This window comes from Marinobacter maroccanus (genome assembly GCF_002933275.1).
GTDB classification, from domain to species: Bacteria; Pseudomonadota; Gammaproteobacteria; order Pseudomonadales; family Oleiphilaceae; genus Marinobacter; species Marinobacter maroccanus.
The window spans coordinates 283,313-304,416 of record NZ_PSSX01000004.1 but is presented as its reverse complement, the minus strand read 5'-3'; the positions used below and the strand labels follow the sequence as shown (position 1 = coordinate 304,416).

The 21,104-nt window shown below is 58.5% G+C and carries 18 protein-coding genes and 1 pseudogene; 11 read left to right on the top strand and 8 right to left on the bottom strand.

What is annotated here, in order from left to right:
• The first annotated feature begins 113 nt into the window (after positions 1-113).
• Positions 114-662, top strand: a complete 549-nt coding sequence (locus KEHDKFFH_RS07450; RefSeq protein WP_104321330.1) for a YgjV family protein — start codon at positions 114-116, stop codon at positions 660-662.
• A 9-nt stretch (positions 663-671) separates the two neighbouring features.
• Here KEHDKFFH_RS07450 and KEHDKFFH_RS07445 read toward each other — a convergent pair whose 3' ends face one another.
• Positions 672-1,541 carry a carbohydrate kinase family protein gene (locus KEHDKFFH_RS07445; protein ID WP_104321347.1) on the bottom strand — a complete coding sequence of 290 codons (870 nt, stop codon included), beginning with the start codon at positions 1,539-1,541 and terminating at the stop codon, positions 672-674.
• A gap of 212 nt (positions 1,542-1,753) precedes the next feature.
• On the opposite strand from KEHDKFFH_RS07445, the gene KEHDKFFH_RS07440 reads away from it, so the two are divergent.
• Positions 1,754-3,280 (top strand): flavin-containing monooxygenase, encoded by a 1,527-nt coding sequence (locus tag KEHDKFFH_RS07440; RefSeq protein WP_104321329.1) that lies wholly within the window; start codon positions 1,754-1,756, stop codon positions 3,278-3,280.
• Here KEHDKFFH_RS07440 and mltF read toward each other — a convergent pair whose 3' ends face one another.
• The gene (mltF, locus tag KEHDKFFH_RS07435) at positions 3,281-4,657 is read right to left on the bottom strand and encodes a membrane-bound lytic murein transglycosylase MltF (protein ID WP_104321328.1); all 1,377 of its coding nucleotides are present in this window, start codon (positions 4,655-4,657) and stop codon (positions 3,281-3,283) included. It lies immediately after the preceding gene.
• A gap of 142 nt (positions 4,658-4,799) precedes the next feature.
• Here mltF and KEHDKFFH_RS20575 point away from each other — a divergent pair.
• Together KEHDKFFH_RS20575 and KEHDKFFH_RS07425 are read left to right on the top strand one after the other, a co-directional pair.
• Positions 4,800-5,449 (top strand): annotated as a pseudogene (locus KEHDKFFH_RS20575) (lysophospholipid acyltransferase family protein).
• A 69-nt stretch (positions 5,450-5,518) separates the two neighbouring features.
• Positions 5,519-5,974 carry a DUF302 domain-containing protein gene (locus KEHDKFFH_RS07425; RefSeq protein ID WP_104321327.1) on the top strand — a complete coding sequence of 152 codons (456 nt, stop codon included), beginning with the start codon at positions 5,519-5,521 and terminating at the stop codon, positions 5,972-5,974.
• Positions 5,975-6,011: 37 nt separating this feature from the next.
• Here KEHDKFFH_RS07425 and KEHDKFFH_RS07420 read toward each other — a convergent pair whose 3' ends face one another.
• The gene (locus KEHDKFFH_RS07420; protein ID WP_104321326.1) at positions 6,012-6,827 is read right to left on the bottom strand and encodes a prolipoprotein diacylglyceryl transferase family protein; all 816 of its coding nucleotides are present in this window, start codon (positions 6,825-6,827) and stop codon (positions 6,012-6,014) included.
• Positions 6,828-7,157: 330 nt separating this feature from the next.
• Here KEHDKFFH_RS07420 and KEHDKFFH_RS07415 point away from each other — a divergent pair, with 330 nt between their 5' ends.
• Complete coding sequence (locus KEHDKFFH_RS07415; RefSeq protein WP_014578759.1) at positions 7,158-8,480, top strand: DEAD/DEAH box helicase; 1,323 nt, start codon at positions 7,158-7,160, stop codon at positions 8,478-8,480.
• Positions 8,481-8,626: 146 nt separating this feature from the next.
• Here the strand turns inward: KEHDKFFH_RS07415 and KEHDKFFH_RS07410 are convergent, their stop codons facing one another.
• The gene (locus KEHDKFFH_RS07410) at positions 8,627-9,343 is read right to left on the bottom strand and encodes an OmpW/AlkL family protein (protein ID WP_104321325.1); all 717 of its coding nucleotides are present in this window, start codon (positions 9,341-9,343) and stop codon (positions 8,627-8,629) included.
• A 167-nt stretch (positions 9,344-9,510) separates the two neighbouring features.
• Positions 9,511-9,981: a winged helix-turn-helix transcriptional regulator gene (locus KEHDKFFH_RS07405; RefSeq protein WP_064229538.1), complete on the bottom strand. Its 471-nt coding sequence runs from the start codon at positions 9,979-9,981 to the stop codon at positions 9,511-9,513.
• An 89-nt stretch (positions 9,982-10,070) separates the two neighbouring features.
• Between KEHDKFFH_RS07405 and KEHDKFFH_RS07400 the strand changes: the two genes are divergently transcribed.
• Together KEHDKFFH_RS07400 and bamE are read left to right on the top strand one after the other, a co-directional pair.
• A complete protein-coding gene (locus KEHDKFFH_RS07400; RefSeq protein WP_104321324.1) occupies positions 10,071-11,183 on the top strand; it encodes an NADH:flavin oxidoreductase in 1,113 nt (370 codons plus the stop codon).
• A 156-nt stretch (positions 11,184-11,339) separates the two neighbouring features.
• Complete coding sequence (bamE, locus tag KEHDKFFH_RS07395; RefSeq protein ID WP_104321323.1) at positions 11,340-11,645, top strand: outer membrane protein assembly factor BamE domain-containing protein; 306 nt, start codon at positions 11,340-11,342, stop codon at positions 11,643-11,645.
• A gap of 50 nt (positions 11,646-11,695) precedes the next feature.
• On the opposite strand, the gene pntB is transcribed toward bamE, so the two are convergent.
• The 3 genes from pntB to KEHDKFFH_RS07380 all read right to left on the bottom strand — a co-directional run bounded on the left by pntB (position 11,696) and on the right by KEHDKFFH_RS07380 (position 15,414).
• Positions 11,696-13,087 (bottom strand): Re/Si-specific NAD(P)(+) transhydrogenase subunit beta, encoded by a 1,392-nt coding sequence (pntB, locus tag KEHDKFFH_RS07390; protein ID WP_104321322.1) that lies wholly within the window; start codon positions 13,085-13,087, stop codon positions 11,696-11,698.
• 12 nt (positions 13,088-13,099) lie between these two features.
• Positions 13,100-14,677 carry a Re/Si-specific NAD(P)(+) transhydrogenase subunit alpha gene (locus KEHDKFFH_RS07385; RefSeq protein ID WP_104321321.1) on the bottom strand — a complete coding sequence of 526 codons (1,578 nt, stop codon included), beginning with the start codon at positions 14,675-14,677 and terminating at the stop codon, positions 13,100-13,102.
• Between the two features lie 104 nt (positions 14,678-14,781).
• Positions 14,782-15,414: a TetR family transcriptional regulator gene (locus tag KEHDKFFH_RS07380; protein ID WP_104321320.1), complete on the bottom strand. Its 633-nt coding sequence runs from the start codon at positions 15,412-15,414 to the stop codon at positions 14,782-14,784.
• Between the two features lie 509 nt (positions 15,415-15,923).
• Here KEHDKFFH_RS07380 and KEHDKFFH_RS07375 point away from each other — a divergent pair.
• The 4 genes from KEHDKFFH_RS07375 (at position 15,924) to KEHDKFFH_RS07360 (ending at position 21,100) form a co-directional block, all read left to right on the top strand.
• The gene (locus KEHDKFFH_RS07375) at positions 15,924-17,507 is read left to right on the top strand and encodes a flavin-containing monooxygenase (RefSeq protein ID WP_104321319.1); all 1,584 of its coding nucleotides are present in this window, start codon (positions 15,924-15,926) and stop codon (positions 17,505-17,507) included.
• Positions 17,508-17,623: 116 nt separating this feature from the next.
• Complete coding sequence (locus KEHDKFFH_RS07370; protein ID WP_104321318.1) at positions 17,624-18,685, top strand: zinc-binding metallopeptidase family protein; 1,062 nt, start codon at positions 17,624-17,626, stop codon at positions 18,683-18,685.
• 14 nt (positions 18,686-18,699) lie between these two features.
• Positions 18,700-20,160: a circularly permuted type 2 ATP-grasp protein gene (locus tag KEHDKFFH_RS07365; RefSeq protein WP_104321317.1), complete on the top strand. Its 1,461-nt coding sequence runs from the start codon at positions 18,700-18,702 to the stop codon at positions 20,158-20,160.
• Between the two features lies 1 nt (position 20,161).
• A complete protein-coding gene (locus KEHDKFFH_RS07360) occupies positions 20,162-21,100 on the top strand; it encodes an alpha-E domain-containing protein (protein ID WP_064229547.1) in 939 nt (312 codons plus the stop codon).
• The last annotated feature ends 4 nt before the right edge of the window (positions 21,101-21,104 follow it).

Below are 21,104 nucleotides of genomic sequence, written 5' to 3'. Positions count from 1 at the left end.
TTACTGTGGCACACGGTGCTCCGTGGCTCAATTCCGGTAATTATGTCAGGCTGAAGCTTTTTCCGGGGAGAAGGGATTTCCGTGATGGCGCCAACAGGGTACAGCACTGAACTATGACTGAATTTATCGCGGACATGACCCTGGCCGAGGGACTGGGTCAGCTTTGTGGCTTGGTGGCCCTGGGGTTCTGCATTGCCGGCTTCGCCAACAAGAATGACGACCGGCTGATGGTGCTGCTGATCTCGGCCAACGTTGCCTTCGCTCTGATGTTTGCATTCTTCGAGAGCTGGACGGCGTCGGCCTTGACGGTACTGGTGATCCTGCGCATTACCCTGGCCCGCAAATACCAGGGCAACTGGCAGATCATGTTGGCTATGCTGGCGGTCAATCTGGTGGTCGCCTGGGTGACCTGGAAATCGATCACCGACCTGTTCCCCCTGGCTGCCGCGGTTTTCGGCACCGTGGGCATGTTCATGCTCCGAGGTATTCCCCTGCGTATCATCCTCGGGCTGGCAGCGCTGGCCTGGATGCTCAACAACATCGTGATCGGCTCCGTGGGTGGTACCCTGGCCGAGGGTATGGTGCTGATCACCAACATCATCACCATCATCCGGCTCTATCGGCTGCAGAAGAAATACCCCGATTTTACCGCGGGTAGTTGATACCGGGTTTCAGACCAGCCGCTGTGGATTCAGCTCCGGAGAGGCCAGTTCCCGTGAGGTGACACACAGCGCCCCGGCAATGGCTCCGGCCCTGAGGCAATCGGTCAGTTCTGCTCCCTGCAGGTAACGGTGCAGGAAACCGCTGAAAAAGGCATCGCCGGCGCCGTTGGTATCGATCACCCCGGAGACTGAAACGACTGGCTGCTCCAGCCATAGCTTGTCGCTGGTCAGCAGTGTCGCCCCCTCCGAGCCGTGGGTGCATACCACGAACTCCTTGCCCCGAAGTATCAACCTTTCCATGGTGGTGCGGTAGTCCGGAAGATTGTCGCTGGACAGGAAGATTGCCCGGGCGGCCTCTATAAAGGGTTCATGATACGGGTTGTGTCCGTCGTAGTCGTGCAGGTCGGTCCAGATGGGCGTACCCGCAGCCTTCAGCCACGGCAGGGCAGATCGGGTGTATCCGAGGATGTTCACCACGGCCAGTGAGCACTCTGCTACCACCTGTTGCGCCTGCGTCCAGTCGACGTGTTCAGGCTCAGGAGGCGGCTGGATGAACAGCGAAATGCGTTTGCCGTCGGCAGACATCAGGTTGATATGCTGTTCGGTCGGGGCGGCGGTCTTTTCGGTCAGAAGGCTGATCCCGGGGTGGCCAAGTGCTGTCTGAATCTGCTGGCCTTCCGGATCCATTCCCAGCAATGTGTGAAAGACCACGGGTTGCCCGAGGGCGGCCAGGTTCAGGCTTTTGCCAGCGCCGGTGCTGCCGAGGGCCCGGTAGCTTTCGGTGGGCCAGATGGTCTGGGGCTCCGGTGTCGGCAGTTCGGGCAGGTGAATGATGATGTCCAGCGAAGCGCCGCCAAGAATAAGGATCGGTTTTGTCATGGTGGTCTCGTCCATAATCCAGCAGGAAAAACCATTGTAGGCAGGGTTTCGATTCCTCGGATCCTCCCTCTGACTACGCCCCCGGTTAACGACTGACTGAAACAACCGGAGGCCGGGACCGCTTTGGCCAATTTCCCGGCAGCCCGGCCTGAGCTATCTTGATTGCAGGCCATTGATTATAAAAAGCGGACTGAAATCCGAGAGGACGGGCAATGAGCAACCAGCATTTCGATGTACTGATCATCGGCGCCGGCGTTTCCGGCATCGGCATGGCGTGTCACCTGAAACGTGAGTGCCCCGGGAAGTCATTTGCCATCCTTGAGCGCCGTCAGTCCCTCGGCGGCACCTGGGACCTGTTCCGTTATCCGGGTATTCGCTCGGATTCGGACATGTTCACCTTTGGCTACAATTTCCGCCCCTGGACCGGCGGCAAGGTGCTGGCGGATGGTGCGTCGATCAAGAATTATGTGGCGGAGACCGCGAGGGAACACGACGTTGAGCGCCACATCCGCTTTGGCCTGGCCGTCAAAACGGCGGGCTGGTCCGGCGTCGACAAATGCTGGAAGCTTACGGCACTGAACGAAGAAACCGGCGAAACCGAGCACTACACCGCCAGCTTCATGATCGGGTGTACCGGCTACTACAATTATGATCAGGGCTACAAACCGGACTTCCCCGGCGAAAGTGATTTCCGTGGCCAGATTGTGCATCCGCAGCACTGGCCGGAGGATCTCGACTACACGGGCAAGAAGGTGGTGGTCATTGGCAGCGGCGCAACCGCAATCACCCTGGTGCCGACCATGGCGGAGAAAGCCGCGCATGTAACCATGCTCCAGCGCTCACCCACCTATCTGATGCCGTTGCCCTCCACCGACAAGCTGACCCTGGCCCTGCAGAAAATACTGCCCGAGAAAACCGCCTACCGGCTGACCCGGGCCCGGAATATTTCAATTTCCCGTTTTTTATACCAGCGTTCCAGAAAGAGCCCGCAGTTCATGCGTCGGTTGTTCCTGGGCATTATCAAACGCCAAGTTGGCGACACCGCCGACATGAGGCACTTTACCCCGGATTACAATCCCTGGGACCAGCGCCTGTGTGTGGTGAAAGATGGGGATCTTTTCCAGGCCATGAAAGCGGGCAAGGCCTCCATCGCCACCGATCATATTGACCGCTTTACAGAAACCGGCATCCGCCTGAAATCGGGCGAGGAACTGGCGGCCGACATCATCATTCCGGCAACCGGCCTGGATATCCAGATGCTGGGGGGTATCCGGCCGACCGTGGATGGTGAGGAAGTGGTGATGAAAGACAAGGTCATCTACAAGAATGTGATGGTAGAGGGCGTGCCCAATGCCGGCATGATCTTCGGGTACACCAACATCTCCTGGACCCTGAAGGTGGATATTGCCGCCGAGTACCTGTGCCGGCTGATGAACCTGATGGACAAGCGTGGCTATCGCACCGTGGTTGCCCGGGATACCGAAAACAGTCGCGGCGACGACACCGTCCTGGGGTCCCTCAATGCCGGCTACATCAACCGCGCGGCTGATCGCCTGCCCCGCCAGGGTACCCATGGGCCCTGGAAGTCCTCACAGAACTATCTGGAAGATGTGAAAATCCTGCGCTTCGAGCCAATTGAGGATGGTTACCTGGAATTCGATGGCAAGCGGAGCCACGCCAGTCAGAAAGAATCCGGTGGTTTCCTGCGGCCCCTGCGCTCGGCCCTGTTCGGGACCTGATCATTCAAAGGCGGAACGTATGACGTCCCGGTAGTTGCGGATTCGCTGAACATAGTGCACGGGCTCGTAGCCACGGGCATAGCCGTAACGGGTGCTGGGGTAGTATCGCTTGTCAGCCTTGAGGGGTAAAACCTCGGTCATTTCCTGCCAGGAGTCCGGGTTTTTGTTCAGGGTCCGGGCCAGCTCCCGGGCATCCAGAAGATGGCCCCGGCCGATGTTGTAGCTGGCCAGCGCCAGGAAGGTTCGGTCCGGCTCCGGAATGGTCTCTGGCAGGCGGCGGTGCCGGTCGGCCAGGTAACGTGCTCCGCCATCAATGGCCGCCTTCGGGTCCAGCCGGTTGGTTACACCCAGTGATTCGGCGGTTCGTTGGGTCAGCATCATGATGCCCCGGACTCCGGTGGGGGATTTTGCTGCGGGATCCCAATGGGACTCCTGGTAAGCCAGGGCAGCCAGCAGGTCTGCGGGCATCCCGGTTTTGGCCTCGGCTTCGCGGAATTGATCAATGAATTCGGGTAGCCGATCCTCAATCCGACGGTTCAGCGCCCGCAGATCGACAAAATCGAAATCACCGATGTAGGCATAGTAGCGGTTCTCCATCAGGCCTATGGCTTCATCGCCATCCACGCTATTCATCCACTCGTGGGCATCCGAGCCCAGATCTTCTGAACCCTTTGGCAGGTACCAACCCAGATTCCGGCCCTCTGTGAGGGTCATTGCCACTTCCAGATGCGGGAAGTGCCGGCGCATCACCTGAACAATGTTGGAATCAGCCACAGTGCAGCCGACGTTCTGCTCGGCGACATCCGAGAGAATCACTTCGGTAGTGCGGTCTGCATCTTCCTGAAACCCGATGCCCGGGTGTTGCTCATTCAGTTTGTTCAGGGTTTCGACATAGCTGGAGCCGGCGGTTACGACAATGTCGGTTCCCGGGATGTCCTCGGGTTTCCGCGGCATGGGGCGTGCATCGCGATGGCAGACCAGTTGCTCGGTAATCTCGGTGTGGGCCGGGCCCCGGGCGAAACGCTCATCGCGGGAGGCCAGGTGGGTCAGCCCGGCTGCCGCCAGGTGGGTGTTTCCGGACTCCAGCGCCGCCAGAACCTCGCTGGTGGATTCCAGCATGGTCCATTCTACCTGCCAGCCACGCTGTTCGGCATAGGCGCTGATCAGCGCATGCTCGGGGCCGACGGGGTTTTCATGGCGATCCAGATAATAAGTGGTGGAGCCATTGCGGGTAGCGACTTTGAGAGTCCCGGTTTCCGACGGTGGTTTGAGCTCTGCTGTCGGCTGTGTCGTCGTCTGTTGGCTGTTATTTTCACTGCAGCCAACGAGTAAGAGCGGCAGGATCAGAATGCCGGGGCCGAACTTCCATCGGGACATGACGGGGAGTTTCCTGTTTTTGTAGGATGGGTTCTAGGTATTAACACGTATCTCCTGTAGACCATACTCCTGGATTCCGGAATTGGATCCTCTTCAGGGCCAACAGAATCAATGAGGATCTCAAGTATCGCGCCAGCGGAGAATGTGTCAGGCTGAACGCCCCTTCCTTATTACAGATCACAGGCGACCGTTGTATGGCCTCCGGTACAAAAAGAAGAAAACGCCCGCTCTGGCATCCCGCTTTCTGGGGGTCCTGCTGATCGGTGGGCATTACAGTATTTTTGATTTTGCACTGCCCTTGATTGCCTGCAGGCTCGATAAGCCGGGTTACATGTATCGCCCCAACAACAATCCGGTGATCGACCGTATGATCGAACGCGGCCGCCGACGCCATTTTGGAATCCGGCCCTTCACCAAGCGTCAGATCAGACCCATGTTGTCGTTCCTGAAGGAAGGGGGCAGGTCTGGTTCGCCTGTGACCAGGATTTCGGCAAGAAGTCCGAGGTGTTTGTGCCCTTTTTCGGCGTGAGTGCCGGCTGTATCACCTCGCCGAGCTACATTGCCCGGGAATCCGGCGCCGCCGTTATCTGCGTTAGTCACCTGCGAATGCCCGATGGCAGTTACCGGGTGGTGTTCTCTCCGATTCAGGAATCCTTCGGCGAACATCCGGAACAGGACGCCAAAGTCTGGAACCGTTTCATTGAAGCCACCGTTCGTGAGCAGCCCGATCAGTACCTCTGGCTGCACAAGCGCTTCAAGAGCAGGCCGGAAGGTGCGGCAGCGATCTACTGAAGACCTTTTATGCGTAACGCTTTACGCTGTTCTATGCTCAAGACTTCAGCAAATGTTCAGGAGAATCCCATGCGCTGCATTCTCAGACTGGTTCTCGTGGCATCAACCTTGTTGTTCGCCACGCTCACTCATGCCGCAGATGGACTGATCGCGGTCAAGAGCAGTCACGATGTCAAAGCGACGGCGGACAAACTCGAGTCTGTGCTGAAGGAGAAGGGCATGACGGTCATGGCCCGCGTTAATCATCAGCAGGGCGCCGAAAAAGCCGGTCTGGCGTTGCGTCCGACCGAAGTGGTTATTTTCGGCAATCCCAAAGTCGGTACGCCACTGATGCAGTGCGCTCAGAGTGTTGCCATCGACCTGCCCCAGAAAGCCCTGATCTGGGAAGATGCCAACGGTGAGGTATGGCTGGGGTACAACGATCCGCAATACCTGAAGGGCCGCCATGGCATTGAAGGCTGCGATGAAGTGCTCGATAAAGTGAGTGGCGCATTGGGGAATTTTGCCAAAGCGGCCACTCAATAGATAAAACTCAGGCCACTATCAGGAAATCGGCTCCGGTTCATTCCTCGGGTGTACGGATCTTTTCCAGGCCCCTGGCCAGGGTTGCTCGTGACAGTTCGCCCATGTGGGAATCGATTAATTGGCCCTGGGCATTGTAAAACAGCGTGGTTGGCAAGCCATTGCTCCCCACGGCCCGGGCCAGCTGAGCCTGATCGTCCCGGTAGAGATTGTTCAGGTTCAGACGGTTGTCCTCAAGAAAGGAGTGGATGGTTTCCGGCTGTTCCCGCTGGTTCGCAAACACAAAAGCGACGTCCTTGTAGATATGTTGGGCCTCCTCCAGCACCGGCATTTCCCGGATGCAGGGTGGGCACCAGGTTGCCCAGAGATTTACCACCAGGGGTTTGCCCTGAGCCAACTGGTTCATGCTGACCAATTCGCCATTGAGCGAACGTAGGGTTATTTCGGGCATGCCGCGGGCCTGTTGTTCTATCAATGTGATGGTGCCCGCTGTAGCCGCCCAGAACAGGGCACCCGTTAACGCTGCCGTGGCCAGTGGCTTGCGTTGAGCCTTCCTGCGCCACAGCAGGAAACCGGTGAAGACGATGGCGCCGATGACACCCCAGAGCACATCAAAACCGCCGTCCCGGATATCAATGATGCCCAGCAGGTCGTTCCGATAATGCTCGAAGTAGCTGGTCACGAAGCCGATCCGGGCGCTCAGCATCGCTACCACAAAGATATCGGCCACCGATCCGGCTACGGGCACGCGGTATTTGCGGCCCAGCACCCCTCCAACCAGCAGAGCCAGGCCGAAGGCCATAACCAGTAGCAGGTGACCGATGGACAGGCTCAATGGGCCGATACTGACGCTCATTCCTGAAACTTCCTTATAAATCCGTGTTGGGTTGCGCTGATCAAAACACTCTGACTTGAGGATGTCCGCCAGGTTCCTTCGGATGCTTATTATAATCACCTATGGCTAATTGCCCGGGCCTCTGTTAATGTGCCTGCATCCTGCCTCTAGGGATTCCGCAGTTTAAGGCTTTGAGCCCGTGCGACCTTTCCATACGACCTGTCAGAGGACGTCACCCCGATAACGGCGCGTGACCGTAGTCGTCTTTTATTCCATGAATGTTCATGGCATCTGCCCGCATTCACCGAGAACGGTGGTCGTGGAGGCAGAATAATCAAGAGTTGATCCAATATGAGTTTTTCTTCACTCGGTTTGTCCGAGCAGCTGGTCCGTGCCACGTCTGACCAGGGTTATGAAACCCCGTCTCCCATTCAGGCCCAGGCGATTCCCGCCGTGCTTTCTGGCCGGGACGTTATGGCTGCTGCCCAGACCGGTACCGGCAAAACCGCCGGTTTTACCTTGCCCTTGCTGCAGCGTCTGGGTGAAAACCCGCGCACCGGCAAAGGCCCTCGTGCCCTGATCCTGACACCGACCCGTGAACTGGCGGCGCAGGTTCACGACAGCGTGAATCTTTACAGCAAATACATTCCCACCAAGGCCGCGGTGGTCTTCGGTGGTGTGAAAATCAATCCGCAGATGATGAAGCTGCGCAAAGGTCTGGACGTGCTGGTGGCAACACCCGGCCGTCTGATGGATCTTTATCAGCAGAACGCCGTGCGCTTCAACGAAGTGGAAATCCTGGTTCTGGACGAAGCCGATCGCATGCTGGACATGGGCTTTATCCGCGACATTCGCAAGATCCTTTCGCTGTTGCCGGCCAAGCGCCAGAACCTGCTGTTCTCTGCCACCTTCTCCAACGAGATCCGGACCCTGGCCGAAGGCCTGCTGGACAACCCGGTTCAGGTTGAAGTGGCGGCTCGAAACACCTCTGCTGAAAACATCAAGCAGTCTGTCTACCCGGTGGATCAGAGCCAGAAAACCGCTCTGTTGAGCAAGCTGGTTCGTGATAACAGCTGGGACCAGGTGCTGGTTTTCACTCGCACCAAGCACGGTGCCAATCGCCTGACCCAGAAGCTGGAGAAGGACGGTATTACCGCCGCTGCCATCCATGGCAATAAGTCCCAGGGTGCACGTACCCGCGCCCTGGCGGATTTTAAAGCTGGCGAAGTACGTGTGCTGGTGGCGACGGATATCGCCGCCCGTGGCCTGGACATCAAACAACTGCCCCAGGTGGTGAACTTCGAACTGCCCAACGTGCCGGAAGACTACGTGCACCGTATCGGCCGTACCGGCCGTGCCGGTGAAAGTGGTCACGCCCTGTCGCTGGTCAGTGCCGATGAAGGCAAAATGCTGGCGGGCATCGAAAGGCTGATCAAAAAGCAACTGCCGCGCACGGAAGTGGAAGGCTTTGAGCCGACCAACAACCTGCCGCTGAAGCCGAAAGCCAAGGCCGATCCCAGCCGCGCCCGTAACCGCAATGGTAACGGCGGTGGCAATGGTCGTCCCGGCGGAAAGCCAAAAAGCTTCGGTGCCAAGCCAGGTGGTCGCAGCGGCGGCCGTAGCCAGAATGGCGGTGGTCAGCGGAGTCGTCCGGCTCAGCGCCAGAGTGCCTGAGGGCTGATTGGCAGTAATTCAAAACGGAGCTTCGGCTCCGTTTTTGTGTTTCAGAGAAGCAAAAAAAAGCGGGGCCGGAGAGCCCCGCACAGGAGAACGCACCTTCCGCCAGCCAACAGACCGGGCAGCTGGCGGAGGCACGGGGATCAGAACTTGTAGGAGACGCCTACCATATAGACCCAGGGGTCGATATCCACGTCGATGGTGCTGGTATCGGCTACGGCATTGCCCGCGTATGCATTGATTGTGGCCTCGGTGTCGATGTCGATCCACCAGACTGCGGCGTTGATACCGACGTTTTCGGTGATCATGTAATCAAAGCCAATTTCGGCCGCCAGACCAAAGCTGTCATCCAGCTCTATGTCGGTACTGGTCACGCCCGGCGCCAGTGTGGCGTAGGTATCGGTCAGAGTCTGAGTGGTCTTCTCTTCGAAGAAGTTGGTGTAGTTCACACCAGCGCCAACGTATGGCTGCAGTTTGCTCCCGCTAGGCATCGGGAAGTATTGCAGCGTGATGGTCGGAGGCAAGTGTTTGGTTTCTGCCAGTTTGCCAGTACCACCTAGGGCTGCTCCGTCACCGTTGATGTCGTGTTTGAACGGGGTTGCAGCGAGTACGCCAACGGCGAACTGGTTGGTCAGCATGTAGCTGGCGGTCAGTCCCAGCTGGCTGTTGGAATCGACGCTGACCTTGGCGCCATCAATTTCGCCGAGAGCGTTGGAGTTCAAGTTGCTGCTGGAAGAATCCGGATCAACCGTTGCCACACCAACGCGGCCAATGAAATCACCAGCTTCGTACGCCTGAACAGCGGGAGCAGCAGCCATAACCGCTGCAGCCAGAACACCAAGTTTGAATGTACGGGGCATATCCATCTCCTTAACCTGAATCGTTGATGACTGCAGATTAATGACATCGAGAAATGGAAACTTGATTTAGCGCAAGAATGCCCGGGCAGGTGAGCGGGTTTGATCAGTGGATTGATACAACTCAAAAAAATGGACGGTGGTGCGTCGACTGCGGCTTTTGCGGATGGTCAGGCCGAGTTCTTTTTTCGGACTGGCAGGCTTTCTTCCGGCACAAACACATCGCGAATGGACAGGGCCTGGCCATCGGCGTCCTGGACTTCCACCGTGTGTATCGGACGACCGGTGGCGCGGTCGCGCAGGTCTAGCGGAGCCTCATCCGGAGCGGGGTTCCATTTATCTCCCCACTGACGAAGCGCGATTACCACCGGGAAAAGATCCCGGCCTTTTTCGGTCAGGCGGTATTCGAAGCGTGATCCGTGTTCGCCCACATCGACCTTGCGCAGAACTTCATTGTCCACCAGCCGCGCCAGGCGGTCGCAGAGGATATTCTTGGCAATGCCGAGTTCCTGTTGGAAATCCACAAACCGGCGGGTGCCATACATGGCATGCAGTACAATCAGGAGGGACCACCAGTCACCCACTTCATTGAGGGCGCGGGCGACGGAACAGCTGGAGTCATCAAAACGTTTTCTGGCCATGCCCGGAGTGTACCGAATAGGGTTGCATTTTAAAACCAGATTCAATAGGGTTGCTTAAAGAAACCAAATTAGTGAGGTTGCACACTACCATGAGCATGAATCTTGGCCCGCTTTTCGAACCGTTTGAACTCCATAACCTCAAACTGCGAAACCGTGTGGCTATGGCGCCCATGACCCGTAACTTCTCGCCGGATGGCGTTCCGGGGGAGGACGTGGTGTCCTATTACCGTCGCCGAGCCGAGGCGGGTGTTGGCCTGATCATCACCGAAGGCACTACCGTTAATCACCCGGCCGCCAATGGCTACCCGAATGTTCCGGCGTTCCACGGAACCGATGCTCTCGAGGGCTGGAAACATGTGGTCGACGCCGTCCATGAGGCCGGTGGCGCGATTTTCCCGCAGCTCTGGCACGTGGGTTCCGTCAGAAAAGAGGGTACACCGCCGGATCCATCGGTTCCTGGTTACAGTCCTTCCGGTCTGTTCGCCCCGGGCAAGCCCAACGGCAAGGCCATGAGCAAAGAAGATATCGAGGATGTTGTCACCGCTTTTGCTGATGCAGCCCAGGATGCCAAGGCCCTCGGTTTTGATGGTGTCGAGATCCATGGCGCTCATGGCTACCTGCTGGACCAGTTCCTGTGGGAAGGCACCAACCAGCGTGATGATGAATACGGCGGCAGCCTGGAAAACCGCCTGCGTTTCGTGGTGGAAATCGTTGAAGCGGTGCGTCATCGGGTTGGGCCGGATTTCCCGATCATGCTCCGATTCTCCCAGTGGAAGCAGCAGGATTACGAAGCCAGACTGGTTAACAGCCCTGAGGAACTTGAACGCTTCCTGAAGCCGCTGGTGGAAGCCGGTGTGGACATTTTCCATGCCTCCACCCGCCGTTTCTGGGAGCCGGAGTTTGAAGGCTCGGATCTGAATCTCGCAGGCTGGACCCAGAAGCTTTCCGGCAAGCCCACCATGTCCGTGGGCAGTGTAGGGCTGACTGAAGACTTTATCAGTGGCACCTTTGCCAGCAAGCAGGAAGCAGTTGAAAAAGCCGGCATCGATGAACTGGTGGAGCGGATGAATAATCACGAGTTCGAACTGATCGCCGTTGGCCGGGCACTTCTTCAGGATCCCGAGTGGCTGATCAAGGTGAAAGAGGGCCGCCTGAACGAAGTGGAATCTTTCGCCAAGAAGTCCCTAGCCAAGCTGTATTGATTATCCCCTTCGATCGGACGATCGAGACCTGCCGCAGAGCCTTCGGGCCTGCGGCTTTTTTGTGTCCGTTAAATCTGTCGTCTTCGTAATCGCTTCTGCTCATAGACACGCTATGATGGGTGAAATTCACTGGAATGTGAGGGGATCCGTATGTCGATGATTGGTTCTATGAAAACACTGTTTATGGCAGTGGTGATGACGGCCATGGTGGGCTGTGCGACCGTTGGGAAAGACTTCGCCACCCACAATGTGGACCAGATCCAGATTGGCGAAACCACCCGGGCCGATATCCAGGAGATGTTCGGCGAGCCGTGGCGCACCGGGATCGAGGACGGCAAACGCACCTGGACCTATGGCAAGTACAAGTGGTCTGCCTTCGGTGATGCGGAAACCACTGACCTGGTGGTGCGATTCAACCAGGACGGCACCGTGTCGTCCTACGTGTACAACACCACCGAATAACTCCCCAAGTAAACAGGCGCGGGGCGGCCTTCAGCCCCGCAAGCCTTCCTTTAGCCCCGCAGACCACTGACCAGCTTGTCGATGCTGTCCTTGGCATCGCCGAACAGCATACGGGCGTTGTCCTTGAAGAACAGTGGATTCTCAACGCCGGAATAACCGGTGGCCATGCCCCGCTTGAGGATCACAACCTGGTGGGCCTTCCAGACCTCCAGCACCGGCATGCCGGCAATCGGGCTGCCCGGGTCTTCAGCGGCGGCCGGGTTCACCGTGTCGTTGGCGCCGATGACCAGCACCACGTCGGTACTCGGGAAGTCGTCGTTGATCTCGTCCATTTCCAGCACGATGTCATAGGGCACGTGGGCCTCGGCAAGCAGCACGTTCATATGGCCCGGCAGGCGACCGGCCACCGGATGGATGCCGAAACGCACGTTCACGCCCCGGTCCCGCAGCAGCTTGGTCATTTCGCTGACGCCGTTCTGGGCCTGGGCCACCGCCATGCCGTAACCGGGCACGATGATCACCGACTCAGCGTTGCGCAGTTCCTCACAGACATCATCGACACTGGATTCATGCACCGTCTGGTCGGCATCCGCAGCGGCCGAGCTGCTGCTGGTCTGGCCGAAGCCTCCAAGAATCACGCTGATGAAAGACCGGTTCATGGCCTTGCACATGATGTAGCTGAGAATGGCACCGCTGCTGCCCACCAGGGCACCAACGACAATCAGCAGGTCATTGCCCAACATGAAACCGATGGAAGCGGCTGCCCACCCGGAGTAACTGTTGAGCATGGATACCACCACCGGCATGTCGGCGCCGCCGATGGCCATGATCAGGTGAATGCCGAGGACCGAGGCAATGGCGGTCATCAGGATCAGGGCAACGATCCCCAGTGCCATGCTCTCGGTGCCCAGGAACCAGGCCCCGAGCAAGACGCAGACAATGATCGCTGCCAGATTCATCAGGTGCCGGCCGGGCAGCGTCAGCGCCTTGCTGTCGATTCGGCCGTCCAGTTTGCCGCAGGCCACCAGTGAACCGGTGAAGGTAATGGCGCCTATGAATATGCCGACAAATACTTCCACCAGTTTGATGGTGTGCTCGGTACCGGAGGTTGCAATCAGCGGCTCGATGTAGCCGGAAAAGCCCACCAGCACCGCCGCCAGACCCACAAAACTGTGGAGCAGGGCGACCAGTTGCGGCATCTGGGTCATTTCCACCTTGTTGGCGATGGGAATGCCAATGCCGACACCGAGCAACACCGCAATGATGATGGCGGTGACGCCTCCGTCTACGCTGGCCAGAGTGGCCCCAACCGCAATGATAATGCCGGCGACGCCGTAGAGATTGCCGCGCCGGGCCGATTCCTGGTGGCTGAGGCCACCCAGGCTGAGAATAAACAAGATACTTGCGACCACGTAGGCCACGCTCACCAGTCCTGTGCTCATATCGGGCGCCTCCTACTTGCGGAACATTTTGAGCATGCGATGGGTGACCCGGAAGCCACCGCCCACGTTGATGCTGGCAATCAGCACCGCGACAAACGCCATGATGCCAACGGCAATATTCTCCGCCTGGGCCAGATGCAGAATGGCACCGATCACGATGATGCCGCTGATGGCGTTGGTGACGCTCATCAGGGGCGTATGCAGGGAAGGCGTGACATTCCAGATCACCTGCCAGCCAATAAAGCAGGCCAGCACAAACACGGTGAAGTGTTGCAGGAAGCTTTCCGGCGCGTGGGCGCCGACGCCGTAGAGCGCCAGGGCCGTAACCACCAGAAGAACGCCTTTGCCGATCAGGCTGCGGCGGTCTGCGTCCTTCTTGGCGGCCGCTTTTGCTTCGGCTGAAGGCTCCTCGGTGCCCGGTGCGGGTTTGGGGCTGACCGGCGATTCCGGTTTTGGTGGTGGCCAGGTTATGTCGTTCTCGTTCACCACTGTAAGACCACGGATGACCTCGTCTTCCATGTTCACCAGTGGCTGGCCATCTTTTTCCGGTGTCAGCTCGGTGAGCAGATGTACCAGGTTGGTGGCGTAGAGCTCACTGGCCACTTTGGCCATGCGGCTGGGCAGGTCGGTGTAGCCAATCAGGGTGACGCCATGATGATGTGCCACCTTGCCGGGTTCGGTGAGTTCACAGTTGCCACCGCGCTCGGAGGCCAGATCCACGATCACGCTGCCGGGCTTCATGGATTTCACCATGTCGGCGGTGATCAGTTTCGGTGCCGGTTTGCCGGGAATCAGGGCGGTGGTGATGATGATGTCCACCTCTTCTGCCTGCTCTGCGAACAGCGCCATCTCAGCCTTGATGAACTCGTCACTCATCTGCTTGGCGTAACCACCACTGCCGCTGCCATCCTCGTCATCGAAGTCAAGAACCAGGAACTCGGCCCCCATGCTCTCGACCTGTTCCTTCACCTCCAGCCGAGTATCGAAAGCCCGCACGATAGCGCCCATGCTGTTGGCCGCGCCAATCGCTGCCAGGCCAGCCACCCCGGCACCGATCACCATGATTTTCGCCGGGGGTACCTTACCTGCAGCGGTGACCTGACCGGTAAAGAATCGCCCGAAGTGATTGGCCGCCTCGATTACCGCCCGATAGCCGGCAATGTTGGCCATGGCGCTGAGGGCGTCCATCTTCTGGGCGCGGCTGATGCGGGGCAGGCTGTCGATGGCGAAAGACGTGATCTTTCTGGCGGCCAGCTTTTCCAGCAATTCCGGACTCTGGGCCGGCCAGATGTAGCTGACCAGAAACGCCCCCTCCTTCATCAGATCCGCTTCGTGTTTGCCCAGGGCCGGATTCTCCATGGGCGCCCGGACCTTCAGGATAAAGTCGGCTTCTTTCCAGAGAGAGCTGGTGTCCGCTGCGATGGCTGCGCCCACTTTTTCATAGGCCGCATCGGAGTAGTTCGCCGCCTCGCCGGCGCCGCCTTCCACGATCACGTCGTAACCAAGTCCGATTAACTTGTGAACAGAGGGTGGCGTGGCGGCAACCCGCCGCTCATCCTCGAAGATTTCCTTGGGGATACCGATTTTCATTATTGGTTTGCCTCCGGATTTCCCGATCAATCACTTGTTCTGGTTATCTACATACTAGTGCAGGTTGCCAGATCTGCCCGGAAAGGGGAGTTATCGGAGGTATATCAGCTCTTTTTCAGGGCCAGACGTTCGACTTCGGTTTGCGACAGGTGATCAAGCATCGCACCCCGGAACTGCCGGTTGATGAAATGCTCGGTTTCGGTCTGGATGGTTTCCCGCTGAGCGGGTTTCTCGATGTAATCCATGGCCCGAAACAGGATGTAGCGGATGGTCATGCGGGAGATTTCATGAATGGTCTCGGGCGGTACGGCGCTCACCAGTTGCCGCTCGATAATGTCTTCGGCCATTTCCCGGGCGCTGGCTTCAAGCTGTGATTCCAGGGCCCGGCGCAGTATCGGGGAAGGGCCGTGGAGTTCCCGCACGGCCACGGTGGTGGCTGCCGGATTGGCCAGGAAGTAGTGGTACACAAACGCCACCGTATCCCGCGAGGCCTGTTCGGAAGAATCCGCCATCTGCCGCAGATCTCGGACCCCGGCTTTCATCTCCTCGGCAATGTAACCCAGTACCTGCAGGCCGAATTCATCCAGGCTCTTGAAGTGCCGGTAGAACGTATTCGGGTTCAGCCCTGCTTCCCGGGCAAGCTCCCGCAGTCCCAGCGACGTGAGGCTCCGGGTTTCGGTAATCAGCCGAAGCGCGGCCTGAATGAGTTTCAGCTTTCCGCCGGTTAATGCGTTCATCTTTTCCTCTGGTTGGGTGCAAGAGCGGCTGTCGGGGCCACCTTCACAGACACGCTGCAAGTACGTCCATGTACGCTTGTTTCCGGCCATCCATGGCCTCCAACAGTCTGTGAAGGTGACCCCAACAGCCGCTCCCGGACATTGGAATAGGCCTGCCAGATTCCAAACCAATGTTTAAGGGCGGGCCTGGATGAGTCTGACGGTCGTTTGTGGGAAGGGCTTCCAAAACTGTCTCTCGCCATGGATGGCGAGAGCCAAGCGTCACAGGGATGTGCCGCAAGGAGCGCGTTTTGGAAGCCCTTCCCACAAATGACCAGCCCCCCAGCCAGAGCCCGCCGCAGAGGCCAACGATCAGTCACCTCAGGCCAATCACCGAACCAGGAGTATACGGTTGTATACCAATCTGTGTATACATGTGTCTACCGGCCATGATGACCCGCCGGATACCAACAGACAAGGTCTAGTGTCCCGTTTGGCTGGGACACTGAGGCTAACGCAGGAGTGCAGCAATGACACAGAACACACAGATCGCCATCATCGGAACCGGCTTCTCCGGCCTGGGCATGGCCATCAAACTCAAGGAAGCCGGCTACAACGACTTCGTGATCCTGGAGCAGAGTGACGACATCGGCGGCACGTGGCACCAGAACCACTACCCGGGGTGTGCCTGTGACGTGCAGTCTGCACTCTACTCCTTCTCCTTCGAACAGAACCCGAACTGGAGCCGGATGTACGCCCAGCAGCATGAGATCAAGGCCTACCTGAAGCACTGTGCCGAGAAATACGGGCTGATGAAGCACATACGGCTGAACACCCATGTGGCCGCGGCGCGATTTGACGAGAACCGCCAGCGGTGGACCCTTGAGACCTGTGATAGCCCGGCGCTGTGGGCGTGCATGCAGGAGAAGGGCGTGAAGCCGGGAGAACGATTGGATCGCACCGATAAGGGGCTGCCGGAATTCACGACGTTGAGGGCGGATGTCCTTGTTTCCGGGATGGGGGGATTGAGCACGCCGGCCTATCCGGAGATCAAGGGTATGGAGTCTTTCACTGGCAAGCGTTTCCACTCCCAGGACTGGGACCACGATTACGATTTACGCGGCAAGCGGGTGGCGGTGATCGGCACCGGTGCTTCGGCCATCCAGTTTGTTCCGGAAGTGGCAAAGCAGGCCGCAAGGGTGGACCTGTACCAGCGCACACCGCCCTGGATCATGCCCAAACCGGATCGGGCTATCAGGCCGCTGGAAAGGCGGCTGTTCCGGGTGTTCCCGCAAACACTCAATGCCTTTCGGCAGAGTATTTACTGGTCACTCGAGGCCCGGGTGCTGGGCTTTGTGGGTAACCCCCGTATTCTGAAGCTTGGTGAACTGCAGGCCCGCCGGCATATTCGCAACCAGATTCCGGACATGGCGCTGCGCAAAAAAGTTACCCCGGATTTCCACTTTGGCTGCAAGCGGGTGCTGATCTCCGACAACTACTATCCGGCGCTGGCGCAGGATCATGTGGACGTTGTGACTGAGGGTATCCGTGAGGTGCAGGGCAACACCGTGATCGACGGCCAGGGCAATGAGCGGCAGGTGGATTGCATCATCTACGGAACCGGCTTCAGGGCCCAGAATCCGATCCCCGCAGGCATGATCTTTGGCCGCAATGGCCAGGACCTGCTGGATGCCTGGAAGGATGGCGCCGAGGCCTATAAAGGCACCACCGTCAGTGGCTTTCCGAACTTCTTCATGCTGATGGGACCGAACACGGGTCTCGGCCACAGCTCCATGGTGTATATGATCGAAAGTCAGATCCAGTATGTGCTGGATGCCCTGCAACAGATGCGCCGGCAGCAATGGACCAGTGTGGAAGTGAAGTCGGACGCCCAGAGCAGTTACAACGCTTCCATTCACGCCAAGCTGGGTGACTCGGTATGGCAGACCGGTTGCAAGAGTTGGTATGTCAACGAAAACGGCAGGAACACCACCCTGTGGCCGGGTTTTACCTGGCAGTTCCGGCACCAGACGCGGCGCTTCGACGCAGAGCAGTACCTGTGTAAAGGCGCCAGTGACAGCGTTGCCGGAGTTGATCCTGCCATGGCCGTCTAGCATCGAATCAGCGGGGGCATGCAGCCGGGTTTTAACGGTGGATAAGTTGCGTTTTGGCCCGGATGGCCAATACTTGAAGCAACGGTCTTGCCGGTATCGGCCAAGGATGTCCCCCAATGAAGCTGTTTCACTGCGGCCGATGCGCCAATCTGCTTTATTTCGAAAACAGCTGCTGTACTAGTTGCGGAGCGAGCCTTGGCTTCGCACCGGATGTGATGGATCTGGTGGCCATTGATCCGAAGGGTAACAATACCTGGGAAGAGGTCACCGCCGGCGATCAATACCGTCTATGTGGCAACTACCAGAACCAGGGCGCCTGCAACTGGCTGGTGCCTGTCTCTGATTCACACGCCTTCTGCGTTGCCTGCCGTCTTAATCGCACCATTCCCGACCTGAGCACCTTCCGGAACCACGATCTGTGGGTGCGCCTGGAAAAAGAGAAACGTCGCCTGGTCTATTCACTGCTGCGCCTGAAGCTGCCTTGCGAGCCCCGGCAGGAAGACCAATACGGCCTGAACTTCGATTTTCTTGCCGACCAGCCGGCGATTTTTGACGAGCGGTCGAAGGTAAAAACCGGCCACGCCAATGGTGTGATCACCATGAACATTGCCGAGGCCGACCCGGTGGAGCGGGAGCGGATGCGCAGCCAGATGGCAGAACCCTATCGCACTGTTTTGGGGCATTTCCGTCACGAGTCCGGTCATTATTATTGGGATCTGCTGGTGCGGTCCGGGCCCTGGCTGGGGTCGGTTCGGGAGATGTTTGGTGACGACACCAGAGACTACAGGCAGGCGATGGACCAGCATTACCAGTACGGCCCGCCCGGTGACTGGCAAAGCTGGTACATCAGTGCCTATGCCAGCAGCCATGCCTGGGAAGACTGGGCAGAGACCTGGGCACATTACCTGCATATGGTGGATACATTGGAAACAGCCTGGCAGTTCGGGATGCGAGTCAACGCCCGCCAGAGCCCGATGATGAACAGCGAACCAGACCCTGCGTTTGATCCCTACCAGGCCGACGATTTTGATGCACTGATCAAGCACTGGTTGCCCCTGACGCTTGCGCTCAACAGCCTGAACCGAAGCATGGGGCATGACGATGCCTACCCCTTCGTGCTTGCGGCTCCGGTGGTGGAGAAGCTTCGCCTGGTACACCGAATAGCTCACGGTGGTTAACGAAAGGACCCCAAATGAAAAAGAACAAAGCGATAGACTGGAAAAACTACGACCCGAACGACTTCTTCGATGAGCTGATTGCCGCCAAGGGCAAGCCCCGGCCTGTGGCCACGGCGATTACCGACTACCTGGGCAACCTTGGTTCCGAGGAAATCCAGGCGCGCCAGCAAGCGGCTGAACTGGCGATACTGGAGATGGGGATCAGCTTCACCATCTACAGTGAGGGCGAAAATATCGACCGGGCCTGGCCCTTCGACATCATTCCCCGGGTGATCTCGCTTCGGGAGTGGGAAACCATCGAGCAGGGCCTCGCGCAGCGTCTGACGGCCCTCAACATGTTCATCAACGACATCTACAACGACCAGAACATCGTCAAGGACAAGGTCATCCCCAAGTACGTGTTCGCCAACTCCAAGAACTTCCGCGAGCAGTGCCGGGGTTTTACGCCGCCGTTGGGAGTCTGGGCGCACATCTGCGGATCGGACCTGGTGCGGGACAAAGACGGCACCGTGTATGTGCTTGAGGACAACCTGCGGGTTCCCTCGGGCGTCTCCTACATGCTGGAGAACCGCCAGCTGACCAAGCGGGTGTTCCCGGAGCTGTTCGATAACACCAGCATTCTGCCGGTGGATGATTACACCAACCAGTTGTTCGACATGCTGGCGTCGATTTCGCCCCGGCCACAGGACCATCCGAAAATTGCGGTGCTGACCCCGGGTATTTTCAACTCTGCCTATTTCGAGCATTCCTTCCTGGCCCAGCGCATGGGCGCCGAACTGGTGGAAGGGGCCGACCTGGTGGTTGGCGAGGATGACTGTGTCTACATGCGCACGGTTGAGGGGCTTGAGCGGGTGGATGTGATCTACCGGCGCATTGATGACGATTTCCTGGACCCGGAGGAGTTCCGCGCCGATTCCACCCTGGGCGTACCGGGCCTGATGCGGGCCTGGCGCAACGGCAAGGTTGGTCTGGCCAATGCGCCCGGTGCCGGCGTGGCCGACGACAAGGTCATCTATGCGTTCGTCCCGGACATGATTCGCTATTACCTCGATGAAGAGCCCATCATCCCGAACGTGCCCACCTGGATGTGTGTGAACAAGCAGGACCAGGAGTATGTGCTCGAACACCTCGATGAACTGGTGGTCAAACCGGCGAATGAGTCCGGGGGCTACGGCATGCTGGTGGGGCCGCATTCCACCAAGAAGCAGCGCGCCGAGTTTGCCCGCCTGATCAAGAAAAACCCGCGCAACTACATCGCCCAACCCACCCTGAATCTGTCCGTGGCGCCGACCCTGTGCGACGAGGGCCTGGCGCCCCGTCACCTGGATCTCAGGCCCTTCGTCTTGCAGGGCGTCAGAACCTACGTAACGGCCGGTGGGCTTACACGGGTGGCGATGCGCAAAGGCTCCCTGGTGGTGAACTCTTCCCAGGGCGGTGGAAGCAAGGATACCTGGATTGTGGACGAGGAGAACTGATGTGCTGTCACGTGTAGCGGAACGACTGTACTGGATGGCCAGATACCTTGAGCGGGCCGAGAACAACGCCCGGATGATCATGGCCTTCAATTCCCTGGCGCTGGACATGCCCCGGGAAACCCAGCTGTCCTGGAAGGGACTGGTGGCGGTTACCGGCATGGGCGCGTTGTTTGATCAGCACCATCAGAAGGCCGATGAACGCAACTGCGTGAAGTTTCTGATGGCGGATGGTTACAACCCGAGTTCCATAGCCTCCTGTATCAAGGCCGCCCGGGAGAACGTGCGCACAACCCGGGACCAGATCCCCACCGACGCCTGGGAGGTGATCAACGAGCTGTACCGGTACATTCTGGAGCACATAGACCAGGGGATCGGTAAACGGGCGAGATACGAATTTCTGAACGAGATTGTGGGTCGCTGCCAGATGCTCAATGGCTTGCTGGCCGGATGTATGAGTCACGATACGGGGTACGACTTTATCCGGGTTGGGCGCAATCTCGAGCGGGCGGACATGGCCACGCGGCAGATTGAAGTCGGCGCCCTGCAGTTCCTGGATGGCTGGGATGGCACCGAAACCTATGGCGGGCTGTTGTGGACCAGCGTGCTGCGTTATCAGAGTGCTTTCCAGATGTACCGTCACAACGTGCGGCGCAAGGTCAGCGGGCCTCTGGTCATTCGCTTCCTGCTGCAGAACGAGCCGTTTCCGCGGTCAGTGCTGCACAGCCTCAGCGAGGTGGCTGGCGCCCTGGGCCGTCTGCCAAGGAACGAGATTCCGTTACGCACGGCATTGCAGGCAGTACGTCACACCCGGGAGGGCGACGTGGATGCACTGATCCGGAAGGAAGACGTGATCCTGTTCCTGGAAAACCTGCAACTGGAGATCGGTGAGCTTCACGACGACATTGCAGAGACCTGGTTTCCTGTCTACGAGACAGCCTGAAACT